At 41.9% G+C, this 21,085-nt stretch carries 21 protein-coding genes; 13 read left to right on the top strand and 8 right to left on the bottom strand.

Translation table 11 applies throughout. The features are described from left to right. Positions 1-91: 91 nt before the first annotated feature. Positions 92-634: a glutathione peroxidase gene (locus RI557_RS02245; protein ID WP_310668991.1), complete on the bottom strand. Its 543-nt coding sequence runs from the start codon at positions 632-634 to the stop codon at positions 92-94. Between the two features lie 50 nt (positions 635-684). Here RI557_RS02245 and RI557_RS02240 point away from each other — a divergent pair, with 50 nt between their 5' ends. Together RI557_RS02240 and RI557_RS02235 are read left to right on the top strand one after the other, a co-directional pair. Then, on the top strand, positions 685-1,557 hold the full coding sequence (locus RI557_RS02240; RefSeq protein ID WP_310681793.1) for a fructosamine kinase family protein: 873 nt from the start codon (positions 685-687) through the stop codon (positions 1,555-1,557). A 30-nt stretch (positions 1,558-1,587) separates the two neighbouring features. Beyond that, positions 1,588-3,468, top strand: coding sequence for an ABC-F family ATP-binding cassette domain-containing protein (locus tag RI557_RS02235; RefSeq protein ID WP_310681790.1), 1,881 nt, complete (start codon positions 1,588-1,590; stop codon positions 3,466-3,468). Here the strand turns inward: RI557_RS02235 and RI557_RS02230 are convergent. Further along, a complete protein-coding gene (locus tag RI557_RS02230) occupies positions 3,465-4,763 on the bottom strand; it encodes an acetyl-CoA hydrolase/transferase C-terminal domain-containing protein (protein WP_310681788.1) in 1,299 nt (432 codons plus the stop codon). The two genes, RI557_RS02235 and RI557_RS02230, sit on opposite strands and share 4 nt — an antisense overlap. Before the next feature lie 134 nt (positions 4,764-4,897). Here RI557_RS02230 and RI557_RS02225 point away from each other — a divergent pair, with 134 nt between their 5' ends. Next, entirely contained in the window at positions 4,898-5,884 is a 987-nt protein-coding gene (locus tag RI557_RS02225) for a lipoate--protein ligase (protein ID WP_310681785.1), read from the top strand. After that, the gene (locus RI557_RS02220; RefSeq protein WP_310668996.1) at positions 5,884-6,432 is read left to right on the top strand and encodes a hypothetical protein; all 549 of its coding nucleotides are present in this window, start codon (positions 5,884-5,886) and stop codon (positions 6,430-6,432) included. Before RI557_RS02225 ends, RI557_RS02220 begins: the two co-directional genes overlap by 1 nt. On the opposite strand, the gene RI557_RS02215 is transcribed toward RI557_RS02220, so the two are convergent. Then, complete coding sequence (locus RI557_RS02215; protein ID WP_310681783.1) at positions 6,391-6,825, bottom strand: DUF2147 domain-containing protein; 435 nt, start codon at positions 6,823-6,825, stop codon at positions 6,391-6,393. The genes RI557_RS02220 and RI557_RS02215 overlap by 42 nt on opposite strands. Positions 6,826-7,026: 201 nt before the next feature. Between RI557_RS02215 and RI557_RS02210 the strand changes: the two genes are divergently transcribed. The 8 genes from RI557_RS02210 to RI557_RS02175 all read left to right on the top strand — a co-directional run bounded on the left by RI557_RS02210 (position 7,027) and on the right by RI557_RS02175 (position 14,001). Continuing rightward, complete coding sequence (locus tag RI557_RS02210) at positions 7,027-7,455, top strand: hypothetical protein (RefSeq protein ID WP_310681780.1); 429 nt, start codon at positions 7,027-7,029, stop codon at positions 7,453-7,455. A gap of 65 nt (positions 7,456-7,520) precedes the next feature. After that, positions 7,521-8,369, top strand: a complete 849-nt coding sequence (locus RI557_RS02205) for a DUF692 domain-containing protein (protein WP_310681778.1) — start codon at positions 7,521-7,523, stop codon at positions 8,367-8,369. Next, positions 8,353-9,102, top strand: a complete 750-nt coding sequence (locus RI557_RS02200; RefSeq protein ID WP_310681775.1) for a putative DNA-binding domain-containing protein — start codon at positions 8,353-8,355, stop codon at positions 9,100-9,102. The genes RI557_RS02205 and RI557_RS02200 overlap by 17 nt, the downstream gene beginning before the upstream one ends. A 69-nt stretch (positions 9,103-9,171) precedes the next feature. Beyond that, positions 9,172-9,483 carry a nucleotidyltransferase domain-containing protein gene (locus tag RI557_RS02195; protein ID WP_310681772.1) on the top strand — a complete coding sequence of 104 codons (312 nt, stop codon included), beginning with the start codon at positions 9,172-9,174 and terminating at the stop codon, positions 9,481-9,483. A 137-nt stretch (positions 9,484-9,620) separates the two neighbouring features. After that, positions 9,621-11,042, top strand: coding sequence for a nicotinate phosphoribosyltransferase (locus RI557_RS02190; protein WP_310666992.1), 1,422 nt, complete (start codon positions 9,621-9,623; stop codon positions 11,040-11,042). 36 nt (positions 11,043-11,078) lie between these two features. Beyond that, positions 11,079-11,699: a bifunctional nicotinamidase/pyrazinamidase gene (gene pncA / locus RI557_RS02185; protein ID WP_310666991.1), complete on the top strand. Its 621-nt coding sequence runs from the start codon at positions 11,079-11,081 to the stop codon at positions 11,697-11,699. Then, a complete protein-coding gene (locus RI557_RS02180) occupies positions 11,689-12,516 on the top strand; it encodes an alpha/beta hydrolase (RefSeq protein ID WP_310681770.1) in 828 nt (275 codons plus the stop codon). The genes pncA and RI557_RS02180 overlap by 11 nt, the downstream gene beginning before the upstream one ends. Before the next feature lie 141 nt (positions 12,517-12,657). Continuing rightward, positions 12,658-14,001, top strand: coding sequence for an AAA family ATPase (locus RI557_RS02175; protein ID WP_310666989.1), 1,344 nt, complete (start codon positions 12,658-12,660; stop codon positions 13,999-14,001). Between the two features lies 1 nt (position 14,002). Here RI557_RS02175 and RI557_RS02170 read toward each other — a convergent pair whose 3' ends face one another. Genes RI557_RS02170 through RI557_RS02155 form a run of 4 tightly spaced genes read right to left on the bottom strand, consistent with a single transcriptional unit; the run spans position 14,003 to position 17,729 of the window. Then, complete coding sequence (locus tag RI557_RS02170) at positions 14,003-15,286, bottom strand: sialidase family protein (protein WP_310681768.1); 1,284 nt, start codon at positions 15,284-15,286, stop codon at positions 14,003-14,005. Next, the gene (locus tag RI557_RS02165; RefSeq protein WP_310666987.1) at positions 15,276-15,917 is read right to left on the bottom strand and encodes a CoA pyrophosphatase; all 642 of its coding nucleotides are present in this window, start codon (positions 15,915-15,917) and stop codon (positions 15,276-15,278) included. Before RI557_RS02165 ends, RI557_RS02170 begins: the two co-directional genes overlap by 11 nt. A 2-nt stretch (positions 15,918-15,919) precedes the next feature. Next, a complete protein-coding gene (gene pfkA, locus RI557_RS02160) occupies positions 15,920-16,900 on the bottom strand; it encodes a 6-phosphofructokinase (protein WP_310666986.1) in 981 nt (326 codons plus the stop codon). Next, positions 16,884-17,729, bottom strand: coding sequence for a BadF/BadG/BcrA/BcrD ATPase family protein (locus tag RI557_RS02155; RefSeq protein ID WP_310681765.1), 846 nt, complete (start codon positions 17,727-17,729; stop codon positions 16,884-16,886). Before RI557_RS02155 ends, pfkA begins: the two co-directional genes overlap by 17 nt. Positions 17,730-17,835: 106 nt before the next feature. Between RI557_RS02155 and RI557_RS02150 the strand changes: the two genes are divergently transcribed. Further along, a complete protein-coding gene (locus RI557_RS02150; protein WP_310681763.1) occupies positions 17,836-19,260 on the top strand; it encodes a hypothetical protein in 1,425 nt (474 codons plus the stop codon). Here RI557_RS02150 and uvrC read toward each other — a convergent pair. Then, entirely contained in the window at positions 19,250-21,055 is a 1,806-nt protein-coding gene (gene uvrC / locus RI557_RS02145) for an excinuclease ABC subunit UvrC (RefSeq protein WP_310666982.1), read from the bottom strand. The two genes, RI557_RS02150 and uvrC, sit on opposite strands and share 11 nt — an antisense overlap. Between the last annotated feature and the right edge of the window lie 30 nt (positions 21,056-21,085).

Here is a 21,085-nt window from a genome sequence, read left to right as displayed (position 1 = left end):
CGTCAATATAGCCCGCTATACTTTCCTTGCTTTTAGTCGAAACTCACTATTTATATGTGGTTTGAATCCTAAACTATGAATCGAACTCAGGTTATAACTCTGCTTCAATAGCGCTGATCAATTCTTCATCCATCGGTTTTGTGCCGGGGTTGAACTTTTCTACAACTTCACCTTTTCTATTGATAAGATACTTTTGAAAATTCCACTTTATCTCACCTCCAACTTTTCCGTTAGCCTCTTTATTCGTCAAATACTCGTAAAGTGCGGCTTTATCGCTTCCTTTTACTGAAATCTTAGACATCATAGGAAAAGTGACTCCGTAGTTCTTCTCACAAAAAGTTTGAATTTGGCTATCAGTTCCGGGTTCCTGTCCCATGAAGTTATTTGCCGGAAATCCGAGAATCACAAAACCCTTTTCTTCGTATTTCTCATAAAGGCCTTGCAAACCTTCGTATTGAGGAGTGTATCCACACTTACTTGCCGTATTCACAATGAGCATCACTTTACCCTCATATTTTGACAGTGAAATTTTTTCGCCATCAATCGTTTTTACATCAAACTGGTAAACAGTTTCTAGAGCTGGCGCAAACAAACCAGCCACAAACACTAATACAAAAGCTATTGCTGTCTTCATAATTTCGTTCTTTACATTTGGAGTTAAACACAAAAATAGGCTTAAGGTTTATGGTAAGCGAACAAGAAATCAAACTACTCCATGAAAAACTCCAAAACCACGGTCAGATCCAAAACCCCATCAGCTCAACTCACAGCGTGAGTGGCGGGAGTATCAACGATGCATACAAGCTCGAATCAGATGATCAAATCTTCTTTCTAAAAGTTAATTCTGCCAGCAGCTATCCCGGCATGTTTGAAGCTGAAGCAAAAGGACTTTCATTTCTGTCAGATCACTCTGAGTTTGCTGTACCAAAACCCATCCTCAACTTCGAGGAAAACGACAGGGCCTATCTCGTACTCGAATGGCTCGATGAAGCCCCCGGATCTGACCAGGAAGAAACCGGACGATTACTTGCCAAAATGCATCAATCCTCAACCGATCAATTCGGACTGGATTTTGACAATTACATGGGCTCTCTAGAACAGTCCAACACACAATATTCTGAATGGGCTCCGTTTTTCATTGAACAACGGTTAGAGCCTCAACTCAAAATGGCCCGCGACAATGGCGATATGCAGAGCGAGCACAGCAGGCAATTTGAAAAACTGTACTACAAGCTGGAAGAACTTTTTCCTCCTGCAAAGCCTTCGCTCGTTCACGGTGATCTTTGGGGAGGAAACGCCATGAACACAAGTGAAGGCCCGTCCATTTACGACCCGGCTGTGTACTACGGCCATCCTGAGGTTGACATCGCAATGACAACATTATTCGGTGGATTTGATCGTTCGTTTTATCAGGCTTACATGAAAGAAAACCCGCTTGAAAAAGAATGGCGCGGCAGACTTCCGCTCTACAACTTATATCCGCTTTTAGTACATGTTAACCTGTTTGGGAGCGGCTATTTGATGCAGGTAGAGTCTATTCTCAAAAAATTCGTCTAAAGAAAGAATGCAAAATCGCACCTTTGCCCCATGAACTATTTATCGGTTGAGAACCTGAGCAAGCGCTATGGAGAAAAGCTGCTTTTTGAAAATATTTCCTTTGGTATTGATAAGGGACAAAAAGTGGCTCTTGTAGCCCGTAACGGAACCGGAAAATCGAGTTTGCTCAATGTGTTGGCCGGCAATGAAGCGCCCGAAACAGGATCGGTGGTTTACCGAAATGACTTGCGCATATCGTTTCTCCCACAGGACCCTCAATTTGAAAGTGGCCAAACCGTTCTCGACACCTTGTTTTCGAGCGATCACGAACTCGTTCAGGTAATCAAAGAATATCAGCGGAGCATGGAAGAGGAAGACACGGAAGCCATGCAAAGTGCTTTTGAAAAACTCGACCGACTCAACGGCTGGGATTTTGAAATCCGCGCGCGGCAAATTTTCACAAAACTCAAAACCGGCAAACTCAATCAAAAAGTAGATACGCTCTCAGGCGGTCAGTTGAAGCGTTTGGCTCTGGCTCACGTACTCATTGACGAGCCTGATTTACTGATCCTCGATGAGCCTACCAACCACCTGGACATGACCATGATCGAATGGCTCGAGGAATTTTTAGGCCAGTCGCACATGACACTTTTCATGGTTACGCACGACCGTTATTTCCTGGACCGAATTTGCAACGAGATCATCGAAATTGACCAGGGAACGCTCTTCAAATACAAGGGTAACTATTCTTACTTTTTGCAAAAGAGAAATGAACGTTACCAGGTTCAGACCAGTGAAGTGGAAAAAAGTCAGAACCTGTTGCGCAAGGAGCTCGACTGGATGCGCAGGCAGCCAAAAGCTCGCGGCACAAAATCGAAATCCCGCATCGATTCGTTTTACGATCTCAAGGATAAAGCATCTCAAAAAGCATCAGAGGATAAGATCAAGCTCACCACGAATATGGAGCGACTGGGAAGTAAGATCCTGGAGCTTCACAACATCAAAAAGCAGTACGATGACAATGTGTTGATCGAGGGACTCAATCACAAATTTGCAAGGCGCGAACGCGTTGGGGTTGTTGGACCAAACGGTGCCGGAAAATCTACACTGCTCAATATGATTATGGGTCTTGAAGAACCCAGTGGAGGGAAGTTAGTGGTTGGCGAAACAGTGAAATTTGGTTACTACCATCAAAGCGGAATAAAATTCAAGCCCGGTCAGCGCGTGATTGAGGCTGTCACTGAAATTGCCGAATTCATACCAACCCCAAAAGGAAGCGATATCAGCGCAGCGCAATTGCTCGAGCGATTCCTCTTTCCGCGCAGCATGCACTACAACCACATTGAGAAGCTGAGTGGCGGTGAAAAACGCAGACTCTACCTCCTTCAGGTGCTCATGAAAAATCCGAATTTCCTCATCCTCGATGAACCAACAAACGACCTCGACATCCTCACACTCAACGTGCTGGAAGATTACCTTGTCGATTTCCAGGGTTGCTTGCTCATCGTAACGCACGACCGCTATTTCATGGATAAATTAGTGGATCACCTGTTCATTTTTGAAGGTAATGGTCAGATCCGTGACTACCCCGGCAACTACTCGCAATACCGGAAACAGAGTGCTCGCGAGGAGGCACAGAAAAAGAAAGAAGAAAGCAAGCAGGCCAGTTCTTCCGGCTCTGACCGAAAAGAAAAACGCGACAAGCCACCTCAGGAAAAGAAAAAGCTTAGCTACAAGGAAAAGCGCGAATTTGAACAGCTGACTGAGGAAATTGAAAAGTTAGAAACCGAAAAATCAAAGCTCACCGAGGCGATGAACAGCGGCTCACTGGAACACGATGAGTTGCACAAAAAAGGTGAGCGCCTCGAGGAAATAATGAGTGACCTCGAAGAAAAAGAAATGCGCTGGCTCGAACTTTCAGAATACGCTTAGCAAGATCCGCCAAAAATGTTTTGCTTGTAATTGTAGAGCTCAAAAGCCTCTTTTAACAACTCCTCACGGTGATTTGGGTGAGCGATATCGATCATCGCGTTGATGCGCTGGTGAATGTTTTTCCCGTAGAGATTTGCGACTCCGTATTCCGTTACGATGTAATGCGCGTGAGCCCTTGTCGTCACAACTCCGGCCGCTTTCTTAGGGAATGGTGAAATCCGGCTCACTCCTTTGTTCGTTTGACTGGGCAAAGCAATAATAGGCTTGCCCCCTTCAGATAAACTCGCTCCACGCATAAAGTCCATTTGCCCACCAACTCCACTATAAACCCTATTCCCTATAGAGTCGGCACAGACTTGTCCTGTAAAATCCACTTCAATAGCACTGTTGATCGCAACTGTGTTTTTATTGCGTTTAATTTTCCCCACGTTATTGACGTACTGGATGTTGAGCATATTCACCTCTGGGTTATCATCCATGAAGTCATAGAGCCTGCGAGTACCCATTGCAAAGCCGCCCACAATTTTTCCGGTGTCGCGGTGTTTGGCTCTTCCTGTTATCACTCCTCTTTCAACGAGATCCAGGATTCCGTCAGAAAACATTTCACTGTGAATTCCCAAATCGCGGTGATTTTCCATCGCTTTCAGAGCCGCATTTGGAATAGCTCCTATTCCCATTTGCAGGCAGGACTCATCCTCAACCAAACTGGCAACGTGTTGACCAATTCGCATTTCAACATCGTTGGGTTCATGAGCCGGCATTTCGTGAATAGGATAATCCACCTCCACAAAACTATCGAGTTCGCTGATGTGTACGAGTCCGTCACCATGCGTACGCGGCATTTGCTGATTTATCTGCGCAATCACATGCTTTGCCGAGTCAACAGCTGCTTTTGAAGCATCAACTGAAACGCCCATTGAGCAGTAACCGTGCTTGTCGGGAGGGGACACCTGTATCAATGCAACATCCAGCGGTAAAATACCACGCTTGAACATGAGTGGCACCTCACTCAAAAATACAGGTACATACGATCCGTTTCCCTCAGTCAATGTATTTCGTGAATTACTCCCCACGAAAAGGTTATTGGTTTTAAAGCTATCTCTAAGCTCTGGTGCTGTGTGTGGTGCCTTTCCTTCAATATGAAGATGGACCATTTCAACATCTCGTAATTCAGGAGCCCGATCAACAAGCGCACCCAGCAAAACATCAGGAGCTGCTGCTACGCTGTGAACGAATACACGATCGTGACTTTTAAGAACCTGAACAGCTTTTTGGGGTGATACCGCTTCGTACATTTCTTTTGAGTTTTGGCAAAAGTAGATTGCTTCTAAAGGTAAAAAAATGATGGAGGTCAGCTATTGTCAATAACAGAGAAAGTAAACTCAATTTTCTTTCCTTTGTTATCTAATTGAAATTAAAAACAACGATTATGCTCTGCATAAAACATTATAGCACTGATCCATACTTCAATATCGCTACAGACGAGTACATTTTCAAACACATCAAGGAAGACTGCTTCATGTTGTGGCGAAATGATAACGCCATCATCATTGGCAAGCACCAAAATGCAAACGCTGAAATCAATGCAGATTACGTCAAAGAAAAAGGCATAAAAGTAGTGCGCAGGCTTTCAGGTGGTGGAGCTGTTTACCACGACCTGGGAAACCTCAACTTCTCTTTCACCCGAACGAGTGAGGACGGCCACGATATGGTTGATTTTAGACGTTACACAAAACCAATTCTAGAAGTCCTTCAGAACCTGGGTGTAAAAAACGCGAAGTTTGAGGGACGCAATGACCTCACGATCGATGGAAGAAAGTTTTCGGGAAATGCAGAACACGTCTTCAAAAACAAAGTACTTCATCACGGGACTCTTTTATTTTCATCTGAGATGCGCGATGTGAGTGGGGCTCTGAAAGTGAACCCGCTCAAATACAAAGACAGAGCAGTGAAGTCAGTCCCAAAACGCGTGACCAATATCAATGATCACCTCGATGAAAAAATCAGTCTGGATGAGTTCACAGACAAAATCATGGAGCACATTCTCGAGAGTTACGACAATGCCCGCATGTATGAATTCACTGATGAAGATTTAGCTGCTATTGAAAAGATCAAAGAGGAAAAGTACAGCCAATGGGAATGGAACTTTGGCTACTCGCCAGATTACAACTTTAAGCAGGGAGTAAAAAGTGATGGCGGACTCATCGAAATGAACATGAACGTTTCAAAAGGAACGATCAAAGACGTAAAAATACAGGGCGATTTCTTTCACCTCCGCGACATCGACCCAATTGAGAGAGCTCTTGAAGGTATTCGTCACGATGAAAAAGCAATTAGGGATGTTTTGAGCCAATTCAATTTTGAGGAATATTTTAAAGGTGTGAGCGAAGACGATCTCGTAGCAGCAATGTTCTGATGGAAAAAACCGATCAACAAATTGAGGCGTTTTTCGATTTTGAAGGCGACTCTCCTTTGAGCGCCTCCTTAAACGAACTTAGTGCTCTTCCTTCAGAAGCTCACATGAGCAAAGCTTTTTGCGTGTTCAGTGCTTTTGATTTATTGGCTCAATTTTATCGCGGTGAGCTCAAAAAAGGGCAATCTGCAAAACGACTCAAAAAGTACTGGGGAAAATACACCTCCCTGAATAACGCCCAACTCGAATTGTTGTATCAGTTCAGGAATGCAGTAATTCATTCGTTTGGTCAGCACGCTTTTGATAAGCGTACTAAACGCGAGTTCCGCTTTTTGATTGATAATGGTCAGAGCCCAACTATCACAGCCAAAACCAAAACTGTTGTTTGCGTCAACGTGGAGAAACTCGAAAATCAGCTGGTAAAATCTATTTCAGCTTATCGCGAGGATCTGACCGATAAAAAACACTTGCGCGAAAATTTCAACACCGTTTACAGGCGGATTGGCGTTTTATTCGACTCTGGTCCAAACGGTAGTTCTGCCGAGCAGTGAAATCCCTAAGTAACCGCGAACCTTGAGCTTATCATCACCTTCTAAACTCATTTCGCAAGAGTATGTATCGCCAGACTCAGGATCGTAGATTTCTCCGTCTTCCCACATTTCGTCATCGGCATCATACTCGAATTTACGGAGCAGTTCCAATCCTTTTAGCGGCCTGCTGCGCATATCTTCTTCAGGGTTATTCTTGTCAACTTTTGGCTTACCTTCTTCATTGAGCGGTTCCTTCAACCACACAATTTCACCATAATACTCCCCGTCTTTTTTGTAGATTTCAACATGTGATTTGCCATTTTTTGTTTCCCACTTGCCAAGAACGGCATCGGCACTTTGGGCAATTATTGACGTTGAAAATAAAACAGCTACAACTACTAATAACGTTCTCATGAATTGCGAAATTTCGTTCTTAATTGAATTGTTAAATTTAAAACACATTTACAAAATGGTGCAATCTTTTTGGTAAATTGCAATGCTCACGACATTATTTCTAAAGCACGAGAGGTAATTTCGTTTCACGCAAAATCCAAAATGGATTACTCAGCGTAAGTATGCTGAACTATTTTTTAGAAACTTTTAAATCAAATCGTTATGAAAAAACAACAAGTGCTTAAGTCTGCAGCATTAGCAGTAGGAACTGTAGCTGTGGGATCATTCAATGCCAACGCAGCAAATTTATTTGAAACATCAGACCTGGGCTCTGGTGCAGAATTGAGAAATGAGCTTTTAGCCAAAAATCACTCTTCAGTGAACACGCTCCTCAACAACAGTGAAGTTGAGCTCAAGTGTGGCGAAGGTAAATGCGGTGGTGAAAGCAAAAAAGCTGATGCTAAAGACAGCAAATCGTCAGAACACAAGTGTGGCGAAAAAAGCAAAAAAGCCAGCGCAAAAGAAGGAAAATCGTCAGAGCACAAATGCGGAGAAGGCAAATGTGGTGGCGATAAAAAAGACGCCAAAAAATCAGATGAGAGTAAATCATCAGAACACAAATGTGGCGAAGGAAAGTGCGGTGGTCATTAAGATAACCTTTTCATAGTTGAATTAGGGCTGCCACATTAACAAAGGTGGCCCTTTTTATTCTGTTTATGACAAACGATGATGACATATTAGTAGGACTGGGATTCAGGCGGTCAATTGCTGATGAAACTATTCAGATGGCCGGCATCTCCCCTAATTTCGTGGAAATAGCTCCTGAAAACTGGATGGGAATGGGCGGTTACTGGCGCAGCAAGCTCCACGAAGCAGCTGAGCAATTTCCAATTACGGCCCACGGATTATCGCTTTCAATTGGCAGTCCTGACGAACTCGACATTGAATTTGTGAAGGAACTCAAAAAATTCCTAGATGAATTCAACATCGATATTTATTCAGAACATCTGAGCTACAGCAAATGCGACAATGCACACATCTACGACTTGCTGCCAATCCCTTTCCGTGAAGATGCCGTGAAACACATTACTGAACGCATCAAAACAGTTCAGGATATATTAGAGCGTCCGCTCATTTTGGAAAACGTGAGTTATTACACACCAGTAGCAGCTAAAATGCGAGAAGAGGAATTTATTTCTTCTATTGTAAAAGAAAGCGGCTGCAAATTACTGCTCGATGTCAACAACGTTTATGTCAACGCATTCAACCACGACTACAACGCAAAAGAATTTATCAAAAACCTACCACTCGACCATGTGGCTTACATGCACATGGCCGGACACGAAAAAGTTGAAAAGGATTTGATCATCGACACCCACGGCCAACCGATTATCGATCCGGTTTACGATTTGTTCGACTTCACGCTGGATCTGACCGAACCGGTTCCTGTTTTGTTAGAACGCGACTTTAACTTTCCCGATATGGAAGAGCTCCAGGGAGAACTGAGTCACCTTAAAAAGATCATGAACAAAAAATGGAATAAGGCTTATGTCGTTAACGAATGAAACGAAAGACATACAGAGCAAGCTCGCTGAGTACGCCCGAACAGGTTCCAAAAAAGAAATTGAAGGCGCCCGTGACGACAGGTTACACCACTACCGCAGGTTGGTTTACAATGTGGTAAAGGGCGTTTTAGATCAGGGATTCCCAATCGCGAAAGAAATCCTGGGCGAAGAACGATGGAGTGACCTGGTTTTTGATTTTTTCAAACGTCACAAGTGCCAGGAAAACGAGGTTTGGAAAATGCCATCAGAGCTCGTTGAGTTTGTCGATTCAACAAATTATCAAAACTCAATTGGGTTACCCTATTTACCGGAATTGCTCCTTTTTGAATGGCTTGAAATTCAGATCCACGGCATGAAAGATTTTGCATTACCCAGGACGCAAAATTTCGGATCTGACCTTGACGAAACCCTGATGCTCAACCCCTATTTGGAAATCGCTCAATTTCAATATCCGGTACACCTGAAGAGTGCGAGTGAAATGGAAGCCAATAAAGGACATTACTACCTGCTCATCTATCGTGAAACAGATAGCCATTTGGTGAAATTCATGAATCTGACAGGTTTTACAGCAGTTTTATTGGATTCTCTCGGTCAGAGCCAAAAGACTCTTCGACAAGCCCTCAATGAAATGGCTCAATCTCTGGGAATGGAAATCAATAGTGAAATAGAACAAAAAGCAATTGAATTCATCGAAAAGATGGAAGCTAAAGGTGTTGTTTTGGGTGTGAAATAGTTTTTCTGTTTTTTCACTTTACAATATCCTTTTAAAAATACTATTATTTTTGAATAAATCATATCACTTGTGCAAGCAATAGTAGAAGACCAAAAACAGGAGTTATCAAGGCTATGTCAAAAATATGACGTGGAATTGATGTATCTGTTTGGATCGGCTACATCAATTGATGATTTTAAAGAGACAAGCGACATCGATATTCTCATATCTTTTAAGCCAGATATCTCAGTCGAAAAATATACTGATAACTACTTTGACCTTCACAATGAACTTGAAAGTCTTTTTGGTAGAAAGGTTGACTTGATTACTGAAAACTCTCTATCAAACCCATACTTCATCAAAAGTATTACTGAAACAAGAAAGTTGCTCTATGCAGCATAATGTTGCTAATGTAATTATTTGGGGAATCCTATCCAGAGACGTTCCAAAATTAAAAAAGCAGGTTGAGGATTTATTGAACAACGACTAGCCTATTCATTTTACTGATAAGATGTTTCTATCTATATACCTTTGCCTGCATGAATTCCTCACAACTCAAGTCTTTTAGCGGACTCTACACCGATTTTTATCAACTCACCATGGCGCAGGTGTATTTCAAAAAACAGAAACATCTCGCCACAGCAACCTTCGACTATTTCTTCAGGAAAAACCCATTTGAATCGGGGTTTACAGTTTTTTGCGGACTTGAAGACCTGATCGATGAGCTTGAAAATTTTCAGTTCGATGAATCAGCAATTGAGTTTTTACAACACCATGGCTTTGAAGAGGACTTTCTGAGCTTTTTGCGAAAATTCGAATTTACAGGCTCCATTTACAGTATGCAGGAAGGAGAAATCGTCTTCCAAAATGAGCCCGTTTTGCGGGTTGAAGCAAACCTGATAGAAGCCCAACTCATCGAAACGCTACTTCTCAACATCCTCAACTACGAATCACTTATCGCTACAAAAACAGCCAGAGTTGTTTTAGCGGCAAAAGGCAGAGCTGTTAGTGATTTTGGAATGCGAAGAGCTCAGGGGCTGGGAAGCATTCACGGGAGCAGAGCCATAATAATTGGCGGAGCATCCTCAACCAGTAATGTTTACAGCGGAAAGCTCTTCAACCTCCCTGTTGCCGGTACAATGGCCCACTCATTTATTCAGAGTTACGAAGATGAACACGAAGCATTCAAAGCTTACAGTGATGTTTTTCCAGAAAACTCAATCATGCTTATAGACACCTATGACACGTTAAAATCTGGAATTCATAACGCGATAAAAGTTGCGCGCGAAATGCAATTGCAAGGACGTCACCTTGTCGGTATCAGGCTCGATAGCGGAGACCTTGCCTACCTCAGCAAAAAAGTGCGCAAAATGCTCGATGATGCTGACCTCAAAGATGTTAAAATCGTAGTTTCCAACCAGCTCGATGAGCACCTCATTAAAAGCCTGCTCGATCAAGGCGCACCAATCGACATGTTTGGCGTTGGCACCAATTTGATCACGGGAAAACCAAATGCAGCGCTCGATGGTGTTTACAAATTGAGTTCAGTCGATGGTCAGAACCGAATGAAACTCTCCGACAACACCGAAAAACTCACACTTCCAGGAGCAAAACACGTCATGCGACTCTACGATGAAGATGATTTATTTTACGGTGATGTCGTGCTCAAAACAGAAGAGCCCGCAGCATTTAAAGTTGTACATCCGTCAGATCCATCAAAACAATTCGATGCCGGAAACTTCAGGCAAGAACACCTTTTTCAGCTTGTGGTGAAAAACGGAAGCAGAACTACCGAAAAAAAGAGTGTTAGAGAAATCAGGCAAACAGTACAGAACAGGCTCGAACAACTTCCTGATGAACACAAACGATTTGAAAATCCGCATGTTTACAAAGTAGGTTTGAGTGAAAAACTCAAGCGTGAACGCGATGATCTCAAGTCTCGTTATGAAAGTCAGTATTAATTCAAACACGTTATTCATCAATACGTATTTTGAGACATGAAAACCGCATTGCTGATTGTAGATATTCAAAATGACTTTTGCCCGGGAGGCTCACTCGAAGTAAGAGACGGAGACAAAATCATTCCGGCCGTAAATGAGCTTGCCGGCTCTGACCGTTACGATATTGTAGTTGCAACACAAGATTGGCATCCTGCTAATCACGGGAGCTTTGCCTCGCAACACAATGCTGAGCCTTTTACAAAAGGCAAACTCGATGGGGAAACTCAAATTTTTTGGCCTGATCACTGCATTCAAAACTCTGAAGGAGCAAACTTTCACCCAGATTTAAATACTGCACCTGTAAAAGCAATTTTCAGGAAAGGCATGGATGAACTGGTCGATAGTTACAGTGGCTTTTTTGACAACAAGAGAAAACAGGATACAGGTTTACGCCACTACCTTTTTGGACTTGGAATAAAAGAGGTTCACGTTTGCGGGTTAGCGGCAGATGTTTGCGTTCAATTTACTGCATCTGACAGTTTGGATTTAGGGTTCAAAACTATCTTGATCGAAGACTGCACGAAAGCGATTGATGACGGTGATTTTGAAAAATTTATCGAACTTTTTCAATCAAAAGGTGGTATAGTGACAAACAAAAAGAATATTATTGGCGTTTGATAACCGCCCTTTAGTTATGCTTTTTTACAAGAAATTTGAAATAGATCCCAATGCAGATTGGGTAGTATTTATTCACGGTGCCGGAGGAAGCTCTGCTGTTTGGCACAAGCAAATCAAGCCTTTCAAAAGCGCTTACAATTTGTTACTGATCGATTTGCGGGGTCACGGGAAATCTGCCGAGACTGAAGACTGGGCAAAAAAAACGTATTCTTTCAAAGCCATTGCTGAGGATGTCATCAATGTTCTGGATCATCTTCAAATTCAAAAAGCTCATTTTGTAGGTGTTTCACTCGGAACCATCATCATCAGGCAAATTGCCGATATGCGTGAAAGTCTCGTGAAATCGATGATCCTTACTGGGGCTATCAGCAGACTCAATTTTAAATCGCAGTTTTTCGTGAATATGGGTAATGCTTTCAAACGCGTTGTCCCTTACATGTGGCTTTACAAACTTTTTGCCTGGGTGATTATGCCTTACAAAACACATACAGAATCACGCATTACATTTGTGAATGAAGCCAAAAAACTCTGCCAAAAAGAGTTTTTACGCTGGTTCAAATTAACGGCACAAGTCAACCCGATTTTACGATATTTGGAAGAAAAGCACATGCACATTCCTACTCTCTATATCATGGGGAGCGAAGATCACATGTTTTTAGGTCCGGTTGCAGAGTTGGTTAAACGCGGGAAAATGGAGTTTTTGCACATTATAGAAAAATGCGGCCATGTCGTAAACATTGAACGTGCTGCAGAATTTAACGAACACTCTCTCGCCTGGTTAGCACAAAAAGCTGATGGAATTAGCTATTTGAAATAAAAAAAGCTAACACCCCCTACTTTGTTACACGTTTTCACAAAAACAACCCCCACTCTGTTACAATATTTGCTAAAATTTACCCCTACTTTGTTACAAAGTTTTAAATAATTTACCCTTACTTTGTACAAAATAAACAAGTAATTGATTCAAAGAGAAGCACTTGAAAAGCTAACCGACTGGAAGAGCCAGGAAAACCGAAAGCCTCTTGTAATAAGAGGCCCCAGGCAAGTTGGTAAATCGACCCTTGTAAAGGAGTTTTCTAAAAAATTCGATCACTTTATTTCACTCAACCTGGATCTTGCTGAGCACAAGCGATATTTCACTCAAAACAGATCATTAAAGGATGTTTTGTCCTACATTCTCTTTGATTTTGAAGTTCCAAAAAAGAGTGAGGTATTAATCTTTTTAGATGAAATACAGGAAGAACCTGAAGCAATTGAACAGTTGAGATATTTTTACGAAGAATTCCCTCAATATCACGTCATTGCAGCCGGATCTTTATTGGAAACTCTAACAAATCCCGAAATTCACTTTCCGGTTGGAAGAGTCGAGTACATGGTATTGCGACCAGTATCATTTGCTGAATATTTGGAATCTGAAGCTTCAGAGATGATCAATGAAGCTTACCAATCAATTCCTGTAAAAAAAGAGGCCTATAACAAGTTATTGAACTACTTCCACGACTACACTCTTTTGGGAGGAATGCCTGAGGTTTTAAGTAATTATATTCAACATAAAGACATTGTAAGGTGTAATAAGATATTTGACAATTTACTTACTTCATACCTTGACGATGTTGAAAAATACGCAGGCTCAAAAACAGAGCAACAAGTAATTAGGCATTGCATCAGATCTGTTTTTTATGAAGCAAACAACCGAATTACTTTTCAGGGATTTGGAAAATCCAACTGTAAATCACGTGAAGTAGGCGAAGCTTTGCGTTCACTGGAAAAAGCTATGCTCATTCATCTCGTTTACCCAAATACTGAAATTAAACCTCCTCTACTCCCTGACCACAAAAGAAAACCAAGGTTACAACTATTTGACACCGGCATCATGAATTATTACGCTCAATTACAGCGAAAATTAATGGGAAGTGATGATTTATCTGACGCCTATCAGGGTAAGGTAATTGAGCATATTGTGGGTCAGGAAATACTGAGCACAAAAACACAGTCTCATCATGGGCTTCAGTTTTGGGTAAGAGACAAAAAAGGCTCATCTGCCGAAATCGATTTTCTCATTCAGATCCGGGAACACATTATTCCTGTTGAAGTGAAATCGGGAAAAGCGGGAAAGCTAAAGTCCCTACATCAATATATGGAAATAAGTAGCGCTCCTGTTGCTGTAAGATTATATGCCGGTGAAATGACAGAGCAAGAAGTTAAAACACCGAGTGGAAAAACATTTACTCTTTTAAGTCTTCCTTACTATTTAGCCGGCAAGCTCGATCAATATGTAGAGTGGTGGCTCAATAAAAATTAAACTATTCCTCCCCGTAAATAATGGCTGTCCAAACGCTTATTTTGTTATTTTCTAAGCGTGTCCAAATGGGCCTGATCATGCCATTTTGAGCTGAGATATTATTGTAGTCACCAAAGAATACATCTTTTTGCGGAGTAAACGGTGACTCGCTTATCTTTTGATTATTCCACGTTTTGCCGCCATCTTTTGAAACAGCCATGTAAACATCTGTTTTGTTGTCCTGATGGTTTCGCCTGTCGTAAAAAATACTGTACAAATAGCCCGTTGAGTTGTCTACATCGAGCCAGGTCAGAAACTGATGGGCCGCAACGTTGTCGTCATTTATTCGAACAGGATCTGACCATGTTTTGCCGCTGTCGGCTGATGAGACGATCCAAACATCGGTATCATCTTCACCATTTCGTTGATCTGTCCAGGTTACATAAACTCTTCCGCGATATGGCCCTTCGCTTCTATCTACAACAGTCACAGGAAAACCATTGCAGCGCATAATGCCGGGAATTTGTTGAGCCCATCCGCCAGGTTGTTTGGCGATGACTTTATCATTTTCGAGCCAGTTTTTTCCGCCATCGAGGGAGCGATCAAACCAAATTTTGTTGTCGTAAGACCAGGCTACGTAAATTTCTTCGTTCAGACCCCAGGCCGGCACTGCTCCTTCAGTCGTGTTGTCGTCATCGAGGCAATCACCCAGGTTATCGCTAATGGTTACTGGCTTTGACCACCAGCGACCATTGCTCCACGATTTTGAAAACAAAATGCGTGAATGATCGGCTGTGTCTTTGCTTCCGTAATCGTCAAACTCTGTCCACGTGCAAATAAGGTTGTTTGAGTTTGGATGAACATCGGCCCATTCCTTATCCTGATCTTTTGGATGATTTTCACCAATATCCCAACCTCGATTCCAGGATTCTCCGCCATCCTTTGATCGCTGCACCACAATCCGATCGAGTATTTCTTCACTCGCCCAATTTTCTCCGGTTGGATCTGACAGGTGAAAGAAGTAAAAATGTCCTTTTTCGTTGGCAATTATCACCGGGTCTCCCCAAACTCCGTAGCGTGATTCGAGTTTGTCATTTACCCATGTTCTGCCACCGTCTTTTGAGTAATAAACATTGTTGATATTCGCTCCGGCCACCACGATATTCGTGTCTTTTGGAGAAATAAAGATAGATGGCTCTTCTGGTCCGCCAGCTGATGGACCTTCATGGATTTTAATGTTTTTGTAAGGTTGAGCCGCGACAAAATTGGCAACAAACAGAAAAGCAAAAATGATTTTAATACGCATTGATAATATGTTTTAGTTCACTGAGCATCATTGCTGTGGCTCCCCAAACTCGATGACCGTAAACATCAAAATACGGGGCTTTAATTCTTTGATTGATCGAAGAGGCGAGTACTTCTCCGTTTTTACAACACGAGTCATCGAGGAGCAAAGAAAGGGGAAGTTCTATAATTTCCTGCACTTCTCTTGGATCGAGTTGCCAGGTGGGCTTGTTTTGATATATCCCCACAACTGGATTTACCAAAAAACGACTGGGCGGAATGTACAACTCGCTCAATTCGCCTATTATTTCAACAGAATCGCGATCTACTCCAACTTCTTCGTTGGCTTCGCGAAGTGCTGTGTAAAAGTGATCAGTGTCGGTTTGTTCTACTTTTCCTCCGGGAAAGCTAACCTGAGCACTGTGTGTGCCATTGTAGGAAGAACGCTTCATGAGGAGCACGTGTGGCTCTGACCGTTTGTGAAAAAAGAGCACTAATACAGCACTTTTACGCGGACTGGGATCTTTTGCAAGTGCTTCTTCTTTTCGGCTGCGGTTATAGGGAGCCATGATGAGCTGACTCTGTTCTCCCGGTAATGGATTACTCAGCCTGGCTGAAATTGACGAAACAAACTTCTGAAATGATAAATCCATATTTAAGCTACGAGAATTTCGCTCAATTGTAACAAATCGGTATTGAGAGCTTTTGTTTTTTCGATGGAATCGCGGAAGGAGGTGAGCACAACTTTGTTGTTGATTTCGCCTGCCATCATGTTCCGCTTACCTTTCAATAATGCTTCTACAGCGTGATACCCTAATGTGCTCGCTAAAATGCGGTCCCGGCATGTTGGAGAACCTCCGCGCTGCAAATGCCCCAGAATTGTTGAGCGAACATCGTACTGTGGGTATTCTTTCTTAATGACTTTCTCGAGCTGAATAGCGCCACCGGCTTCGTCTCCCTCGGCTACCACTACGATATTCGAATATATTTTGTGCTGCGATTTTTCATCTAAAAACTGCATGAGCCTTGGAAGATCATCGTGTTGCTCAGGAAGCATGACTGCTTCTCCACCTCCGGCCACACATCCGTTTAAAGCGATGAAACCACTATCGCGCCCCATTACTTCTACCAAAAACAGCCTGTTATGTGAAGCTGCCGTTTCACGGATTTGATCAATTGCTTTTACCACCGTATTACAGGCAGTGTCAAACCCAATTGTATAATCGGTACCAAATAAATCGTTATCGATTGTTCCCGGGCATCCGATAGTGGGGATTCCAAATTCTTCCTCAAAATACAGAGCTCCGGTAAAAGTGCCGTTTCCGCCAATTGCTACTAAGGCATCAATGCCTTGGTTCTTGCAATTATCGTAAGCTTGTTGACGACCTTCTTTCGTTTTGAATTCCGGGCATCTGGAAGATCTCAGGATTGTTCCTCCACGTTGAATTATTCCGGCTACATCAAAACTTGTAAGTTTTTCAAAATAACCGGCTACCATTCCCTTGTATCCTTCTTTTATTCCAACAACCTCAACATCGTGTTTTTGAGCAGTTCGTACAACAGCCCTCACACAGGCATTCATTCCCGGAGAGTCTCCGCCCGATGTAAAAACACCAATCTTATTGATTTGCTTCATTCCTATGATATTTAACCAGTTCGTCAATCGGCTTTTGAACAGCTTTGTCAAGCTGAAAGCCGTATTTATTCAGAACCTCACTCAATATTGTTCTATTGTAATACGCTACAGACCCTATGCTTCTTACAGATGAACTAAAGTTGCTGTAGTGGACCAATTGTCTTGATACAAACTCTTCAAAACTCTTTCTCACGATTGACTGAACATATTCAGATCCATTTTGCTGCGCGACAAACTGTGCCAACTTAGCTAATTCAAAATTGGGCTTACTGCTGGCATAAACTCGTTCGATTAGGTTCTGAACATCAGTAAATGTTTCAAAAGCTCTTTTTTCATCTGCAGGCATTTCACGGTAAAAGTAACCCTGAATGAGAAGCTTTGCAATGTGTGTAGCGCTCCCTTCATCTCCCATGTAATACCCGAGCGATTTAACATTGTCGGCAATTTGATTCCCGTCAAATGAACAGGAGTTTGAGCCTGTTCCTAAAATCACTGTTATTCCACGTTCAGAGCCGCACGTAGCGCGAGCAGCTCCCATCAAATCGTGATCAACGACTACTTTACCGGCATTTTGAAAAACAGATTGAAGCGCCTTTTTAACTTTTTCAATGTTCTCTTTTGCGCTACAGGCGGTTCCGTAAAAGTAAATTTCAGTGATCTTATTAGCGATATCTCCCGGAATTGCATCCTCTCCAATATTTTGGAGCTCACTCAACGATCTCACACGTGGGTTCATTCCCTGAGAATTAAACCGCTCTTCAGTTTTATCGTCAAAAACAACCCAGTTTGACTTAGTTGAACCGCTATCGACAACAGCAATTTTTCCCATGAAAACGAAAGTAGCGAATTGATTTGTGATAATACTTTGGCAAATGTTTATTTAATTCGCCTGGTGGAGATTTGACGCAAATCGCTAAATTGCCTATCGTTAATTTATGAAAAGAACAATCGTTAAAACCGAGACACTTTTAATAGCCGCTACTTTTATAGCGTTAGGCTTTATCTTTTGGCATGTCATGACTGAGCTCAAAGCATTCCAGGAGAACCATGAGTCGCTTGACAGGCAAATTGAAAACATCCACTCTCTTGAGCACTATCAAAACTCACTTGATCCATTTACTAATCTCAACTATTCCGATTCTGCTAAAATTAAGCACCTGGCCAGGCAGTTTATCAATAATCAGAATTTAACTTCTGTGCCAGACCGGTTGTCGGTTGACACAACGAATATCTCATTCATTTCAGAGAAGCAAAATAAAAAGCGTTATATCACCAACCTCGATACGCTCACGACTAACCTACAACTTGTGGAAAGTGCAATTCAGGTTCTGACCAACGGAAAGCTATCAGGATCTGACCAAAAGATTGCACTCGATCAAATTAAGAGTGAAAAATCATTGATTTTAGCCAAACAAAATGAATTGGAATCTATCCTTGAAAAGGAAAGTGAGAGAATGCACAACTCTCTGTGGAACCTGCTAACTGTCTCTTTTATTTTAATGTTGGGGATGCTCATTGTTGTACTTGTTTGGATCTCTAGAATGTTGAGCACACGTACAGATAGGTTGAGAACAGTGCAGGATGAACTAACTCACCTCAAAACTGAGCTGAAAGATGAAAAACAAGCTCATGATCATACTGAAAAACGGGTTCGTTTTCTGGATCAAAAACTGACGAATATTTACAATAGCATGAGTGAGCAAAATGAAGAGCTATCGAGATCTAGATTGGAAACTTCCATTTATGTTAATGGTGTCATTCAGGTGTTGAACCCAGTTGTAAGTGCGCTCTCAGAAAAAGTTAAAGAGGCCAAAATGGGGGGCGAAAAAGGAAAAGCAATTTTGACTTTTTCATCGAGGGTTGAACAACTGAAAAACACTTTAAAAAAACTCAAAAACCTCGATCTGGAGCCTTTTGAGACTGAACTCGAAAATATTTACCTCGCTACCATTATCGGTGAAATACTTGAAGAGAATAAACTCGAAACTGATTCATTTGAAGTGTTAGATGAATTGCCTACAGCGCAAATCTCAACTGTTCAGTTTTATACCTGTTTTACGAATATCATTCATTTCATTTTGATTGAATACGAGCACCGTGAACCTGGTCCAATTAAAATAAGATGTAGCCTGATTGAAACAGAGTTATTGCGTTTTATCATTGAAGTTCCCTCAAAAAAAGTCAATACACCAAACAACCTCACAAGAGTGCGCACACTTGACAACGGGAAAAAAATCCCTCAGCTTTCAATTGCCCATAGATTAGCTACTAAGCAGGGAGGCAGCTTTGAAGAGCCTCTTAATTCAGGTGGTAAACTCATCATTTCATTTACATGGAGTTCACCCAAAATCAGTTTTTAGCGTTGAAGTAGTCGTAAACAACCTTCCCTTTACTCTCACCAATTACGAATTGGAGTTGAGCCAAAGAAGCCTTCCTAACCTGCTTAACCGACTTAAATTCACGGAGTAAGTCCTGAGCTGTTTTATTACCAACCCCTTTTATTTTTTCAAGTTCAGATCCGATGGCAGCTTTGCTGCGTTTATTCCTGTGAAACGTTATGCCAAAACGGTGAGCCTCATTTCTGAGATGCTGAATCACCTTTAATGTCTCTGATCGCTTATCGAGATAAATAGGAATAGAATCTCCGGGGAAGAAAATTTCTTCGAGTTTTTTGGCAATGCCCACAATGGTCAACTTCTTTTCAATCCCAAGCCGCCTCAACGCTTTAACTGATGCGCTCAGCTGTCCCTTTCCTCCGTCAATCACGATCAGTTGCGGCAACTTTTGACCTTCATCTAACAACCGCCTGTAACGCCTGTAAACAGCTTCTTCCATAGAGGCAAAATCATTTGGGCCCTCAACTGTTTTGATATTGAAATGCCTGTAGTCTCTTTTACTGGGTTTGCCGTCTTTGAAAACCACACATGCCGATACGGGGAAAGAACCCTGAAAATTGGAGTTATCAAAACACTCGATGTGTCGTGGCTCTTCAGTCATGCGCAAATCTTTTTTCATTTGCGCCATCAGTCGTTTTACATGCCTGTCAGGATCAACTCGTTCAATTTGCTTGTGCCTGTCTTTCATGTAATACCGGGCATTCTTTTTGCTCAAATCAACGAGCTTCTTTTTATCCCCACGTTGCGGAACATGGATCTGAACATTGGGAATTTCGAGCTCAAGCGGCTCTGAAACATAAATATCTCGCGATGTACTTTTAAACCGCTCCCGCATTGAACCGATAGTTAACTCCAACATTTCGGCTGGCGACTCATCAAGTTTGCGTTTCACCTCTACAGTATGACTCTGAATAATAGCACCGCTATTGATCTTCATGAAATTAACATAACCAAAATCTCCGTCAGAGATAATGGAGAAAACATCAACATTGTGGATTCTGGGATTCACAACGGTGGAGCGAGACTGGTATTTTTCTAAGATTTCAATTCGCTTTTTCGTTTCCTGAGCCAGTTCAAATTCCAGGTTTTGAGCGTGCTCCTCCATCTGATCTTCCAGATGGCCTATCACATTTTTAATATCTCCCTTGATGATTTGCCTGATGTGAGAAATGCTTTCGTTGTAATGCTCTTCACTCTGTTTGTTTTCACAGGGGCCAAGACAATTTCCTATATGGTATTCTAAGCAAATACGAAACTTGCCAGCCTTGATATTGTCTTCTGTGAGATTTAGAGAACATGTTCGTGTTTTATACATGCGGTGGATGAGATCTAAAATAGTACGCATCATCCTCACCGATGCATAAGGGCCATAATATTCAGATCCGTCTTTGATGACGTTTCGGGTAGCAAAAACTCGTGGAAATGGTTCATTCTTAATACAAATGAACGGATATGTTTTATCGTCACGCAATTGAATATTGTAGCGTGGTTGATGCTTTTTAATAAGGGAGTTTTCCAGTAAAAGAGCATCGTATTCCGTATCCACAACGATGTAATCAACAGCATCAATTTTCTTAACCAGGAGAAGCGTTTTCCCGCTATCGTATCGATTTTTATTGAAATAAGATGAAACTCTGTTTTTTAGTTTCTTGGCTTTTCCCACATAAATAATCTTTCCATTAGCATCAAAAAACTGGTAAACTCCCGGCTTTTGAGGCAGGTTTTCAAGTGTTCGCTTTATTTTTTCTGTCCTGTTCATGTTTTATTTTGGTCAGAACCATTTCCAATC

Origin of the sequence: Salibacter sp. (assembly GCF_031581065.1) — a bacterium.
Classification (GTDB): Bacteria; Bacteroidota; Bacteroidia; order Flavobacteriales_G; family Salibacteraceae; genus Salibacter.
Note: the sequence above shows the minus strand (reverse complement) of the source record. Positions and strands in the feature narration are given on the sequence as shown.

Excerpts from the sequence above, each read along its gene's own strand:
- RI557_RS02245 (WP_310668991.1), bottom strand. The coding sequence starts at position 634 with ATGAAGACAGCAATAGCTTTTGTATTAGTGTTTGTGGCTGGTTTGTTT.
- RI557_RS02240 (WP_310681793.1), top strand. The coding sequence starts at position 685 with ATGGTAAGCGAACAAGAAATCAAACTACTCCATGAAAAACTCCAAAAC.
- RI557_RS02235 (WP_310681790.1), top strand. The coding sequence starts at position 1,588 with ATGAACTATTTATCGGTTGAGAACCTGAGCAAGCGCTATGGAGAAAAG.
- RI557_RS02230 (WP_310681788.1), bottom strand. The coding sequence starts at position 4,763 with ATGTACGAAGCGGTATCACCCCAAAAAGCTGTTCAGGTTCTTAAAAGT.
- RI557_RS02225 (WP_310681785.1), top strand. The coding sequence starts at position 4,898 with ATGCTCTGCATAAAACATTATAGCACTGATCCATACTTCAATATCGCT.
- RI557_RS02220 (WP_310668996.1), top strand. The coding sequence starts at position 5,884 with ATGGAAAAAACCGATCAACAAATTGAGGCGTTTTTCGATTTTGAAGGC.
- RI557_RS02215 (WP_310681783.1), bottom strand. The coding sequence starts at position 6,825 with ATGAGAACGTTATTAGTAGTTGTAGCTGTTTTATTTTCAACGTCAATA.
- RI557_RS02210 (WP_310681780.1), top strand. The coding sequence starts at position 7,027 with ATGAAAAAACAACAAGTGCTTAAGTCTGCAGCATTAGCAGTAGGAACT.
- RI557_RS02205 (WP_310681778.1), top strand. The coding sequence starts at position 7,521 with ATGACAAACGATGATGACATATTAGTAGGACTGGGATTCAGGCGGTCA.
- RI557_RS02200 (WP_310681775.1), top strand. The coding sequence starts at position 8,353 with ATGTCGTTAACGAATGAAACGAAAGACATACAGAGCAAGCTCGCTGAG.
- RI557_RS02190 (WP_310666992.1), top strand. The coding sequence starts at position 9,621 with ATGAATTCCTCACAACTCAAGTCTTTTAGCGGACTCTACACCGATTTT.
- pncA (WP_310666991.1), top strand. The coding sequence starts at position 11,079 with ATGAAAACCGCATTGCTGATTGTAGATATTCAAAATGACTTTTGCCCG.
- RI557_RS02170 (WP_310681768.1), bottom strand. The coding sequence starts at position 15,286 with ATGCGTATTAAAATCATTTTTGCTTTTCTGTTTGTTGCCAATTTTGTC.
- RI557_RS02165 (WP_310666987.1), bottom strand. The coding sequence starts at position 15,917 with ATGGATTTATCATTTCAGAAGTTTGTTTCGTCAATTTCAGCCAGGCTG.
- pfkA (WP_310666986.1), bottom strand. The coding sequence starts at position 16,900 with ATGAAGCAAATCAATAAGATTGGTGTTTTTACATCGGGCGGAGACTCT.
- RI557_RS02155 (WP_310681765.1), bottom strand. The coding sequence starts at position 17,729 with ATGGGAAAAATTGCTGTTGTCGATAGCGGTTCAACTAAGTCAAACTGG.
- RI557_RS02150 (WP_310681763.1), top strand. The coding sequence starts at position 17,836 with ATGAAAAGAACAATCGTTAAAACCGAGACACTTTTAATAGCCGCTACT.
- uvrC (WP_310666982.1), bottom strand. The coding sequence starts at position 21,055 with ATGAACAGGACAGAAAAAATAAAGCGAACACTTGAAAACCTGCCTCAA.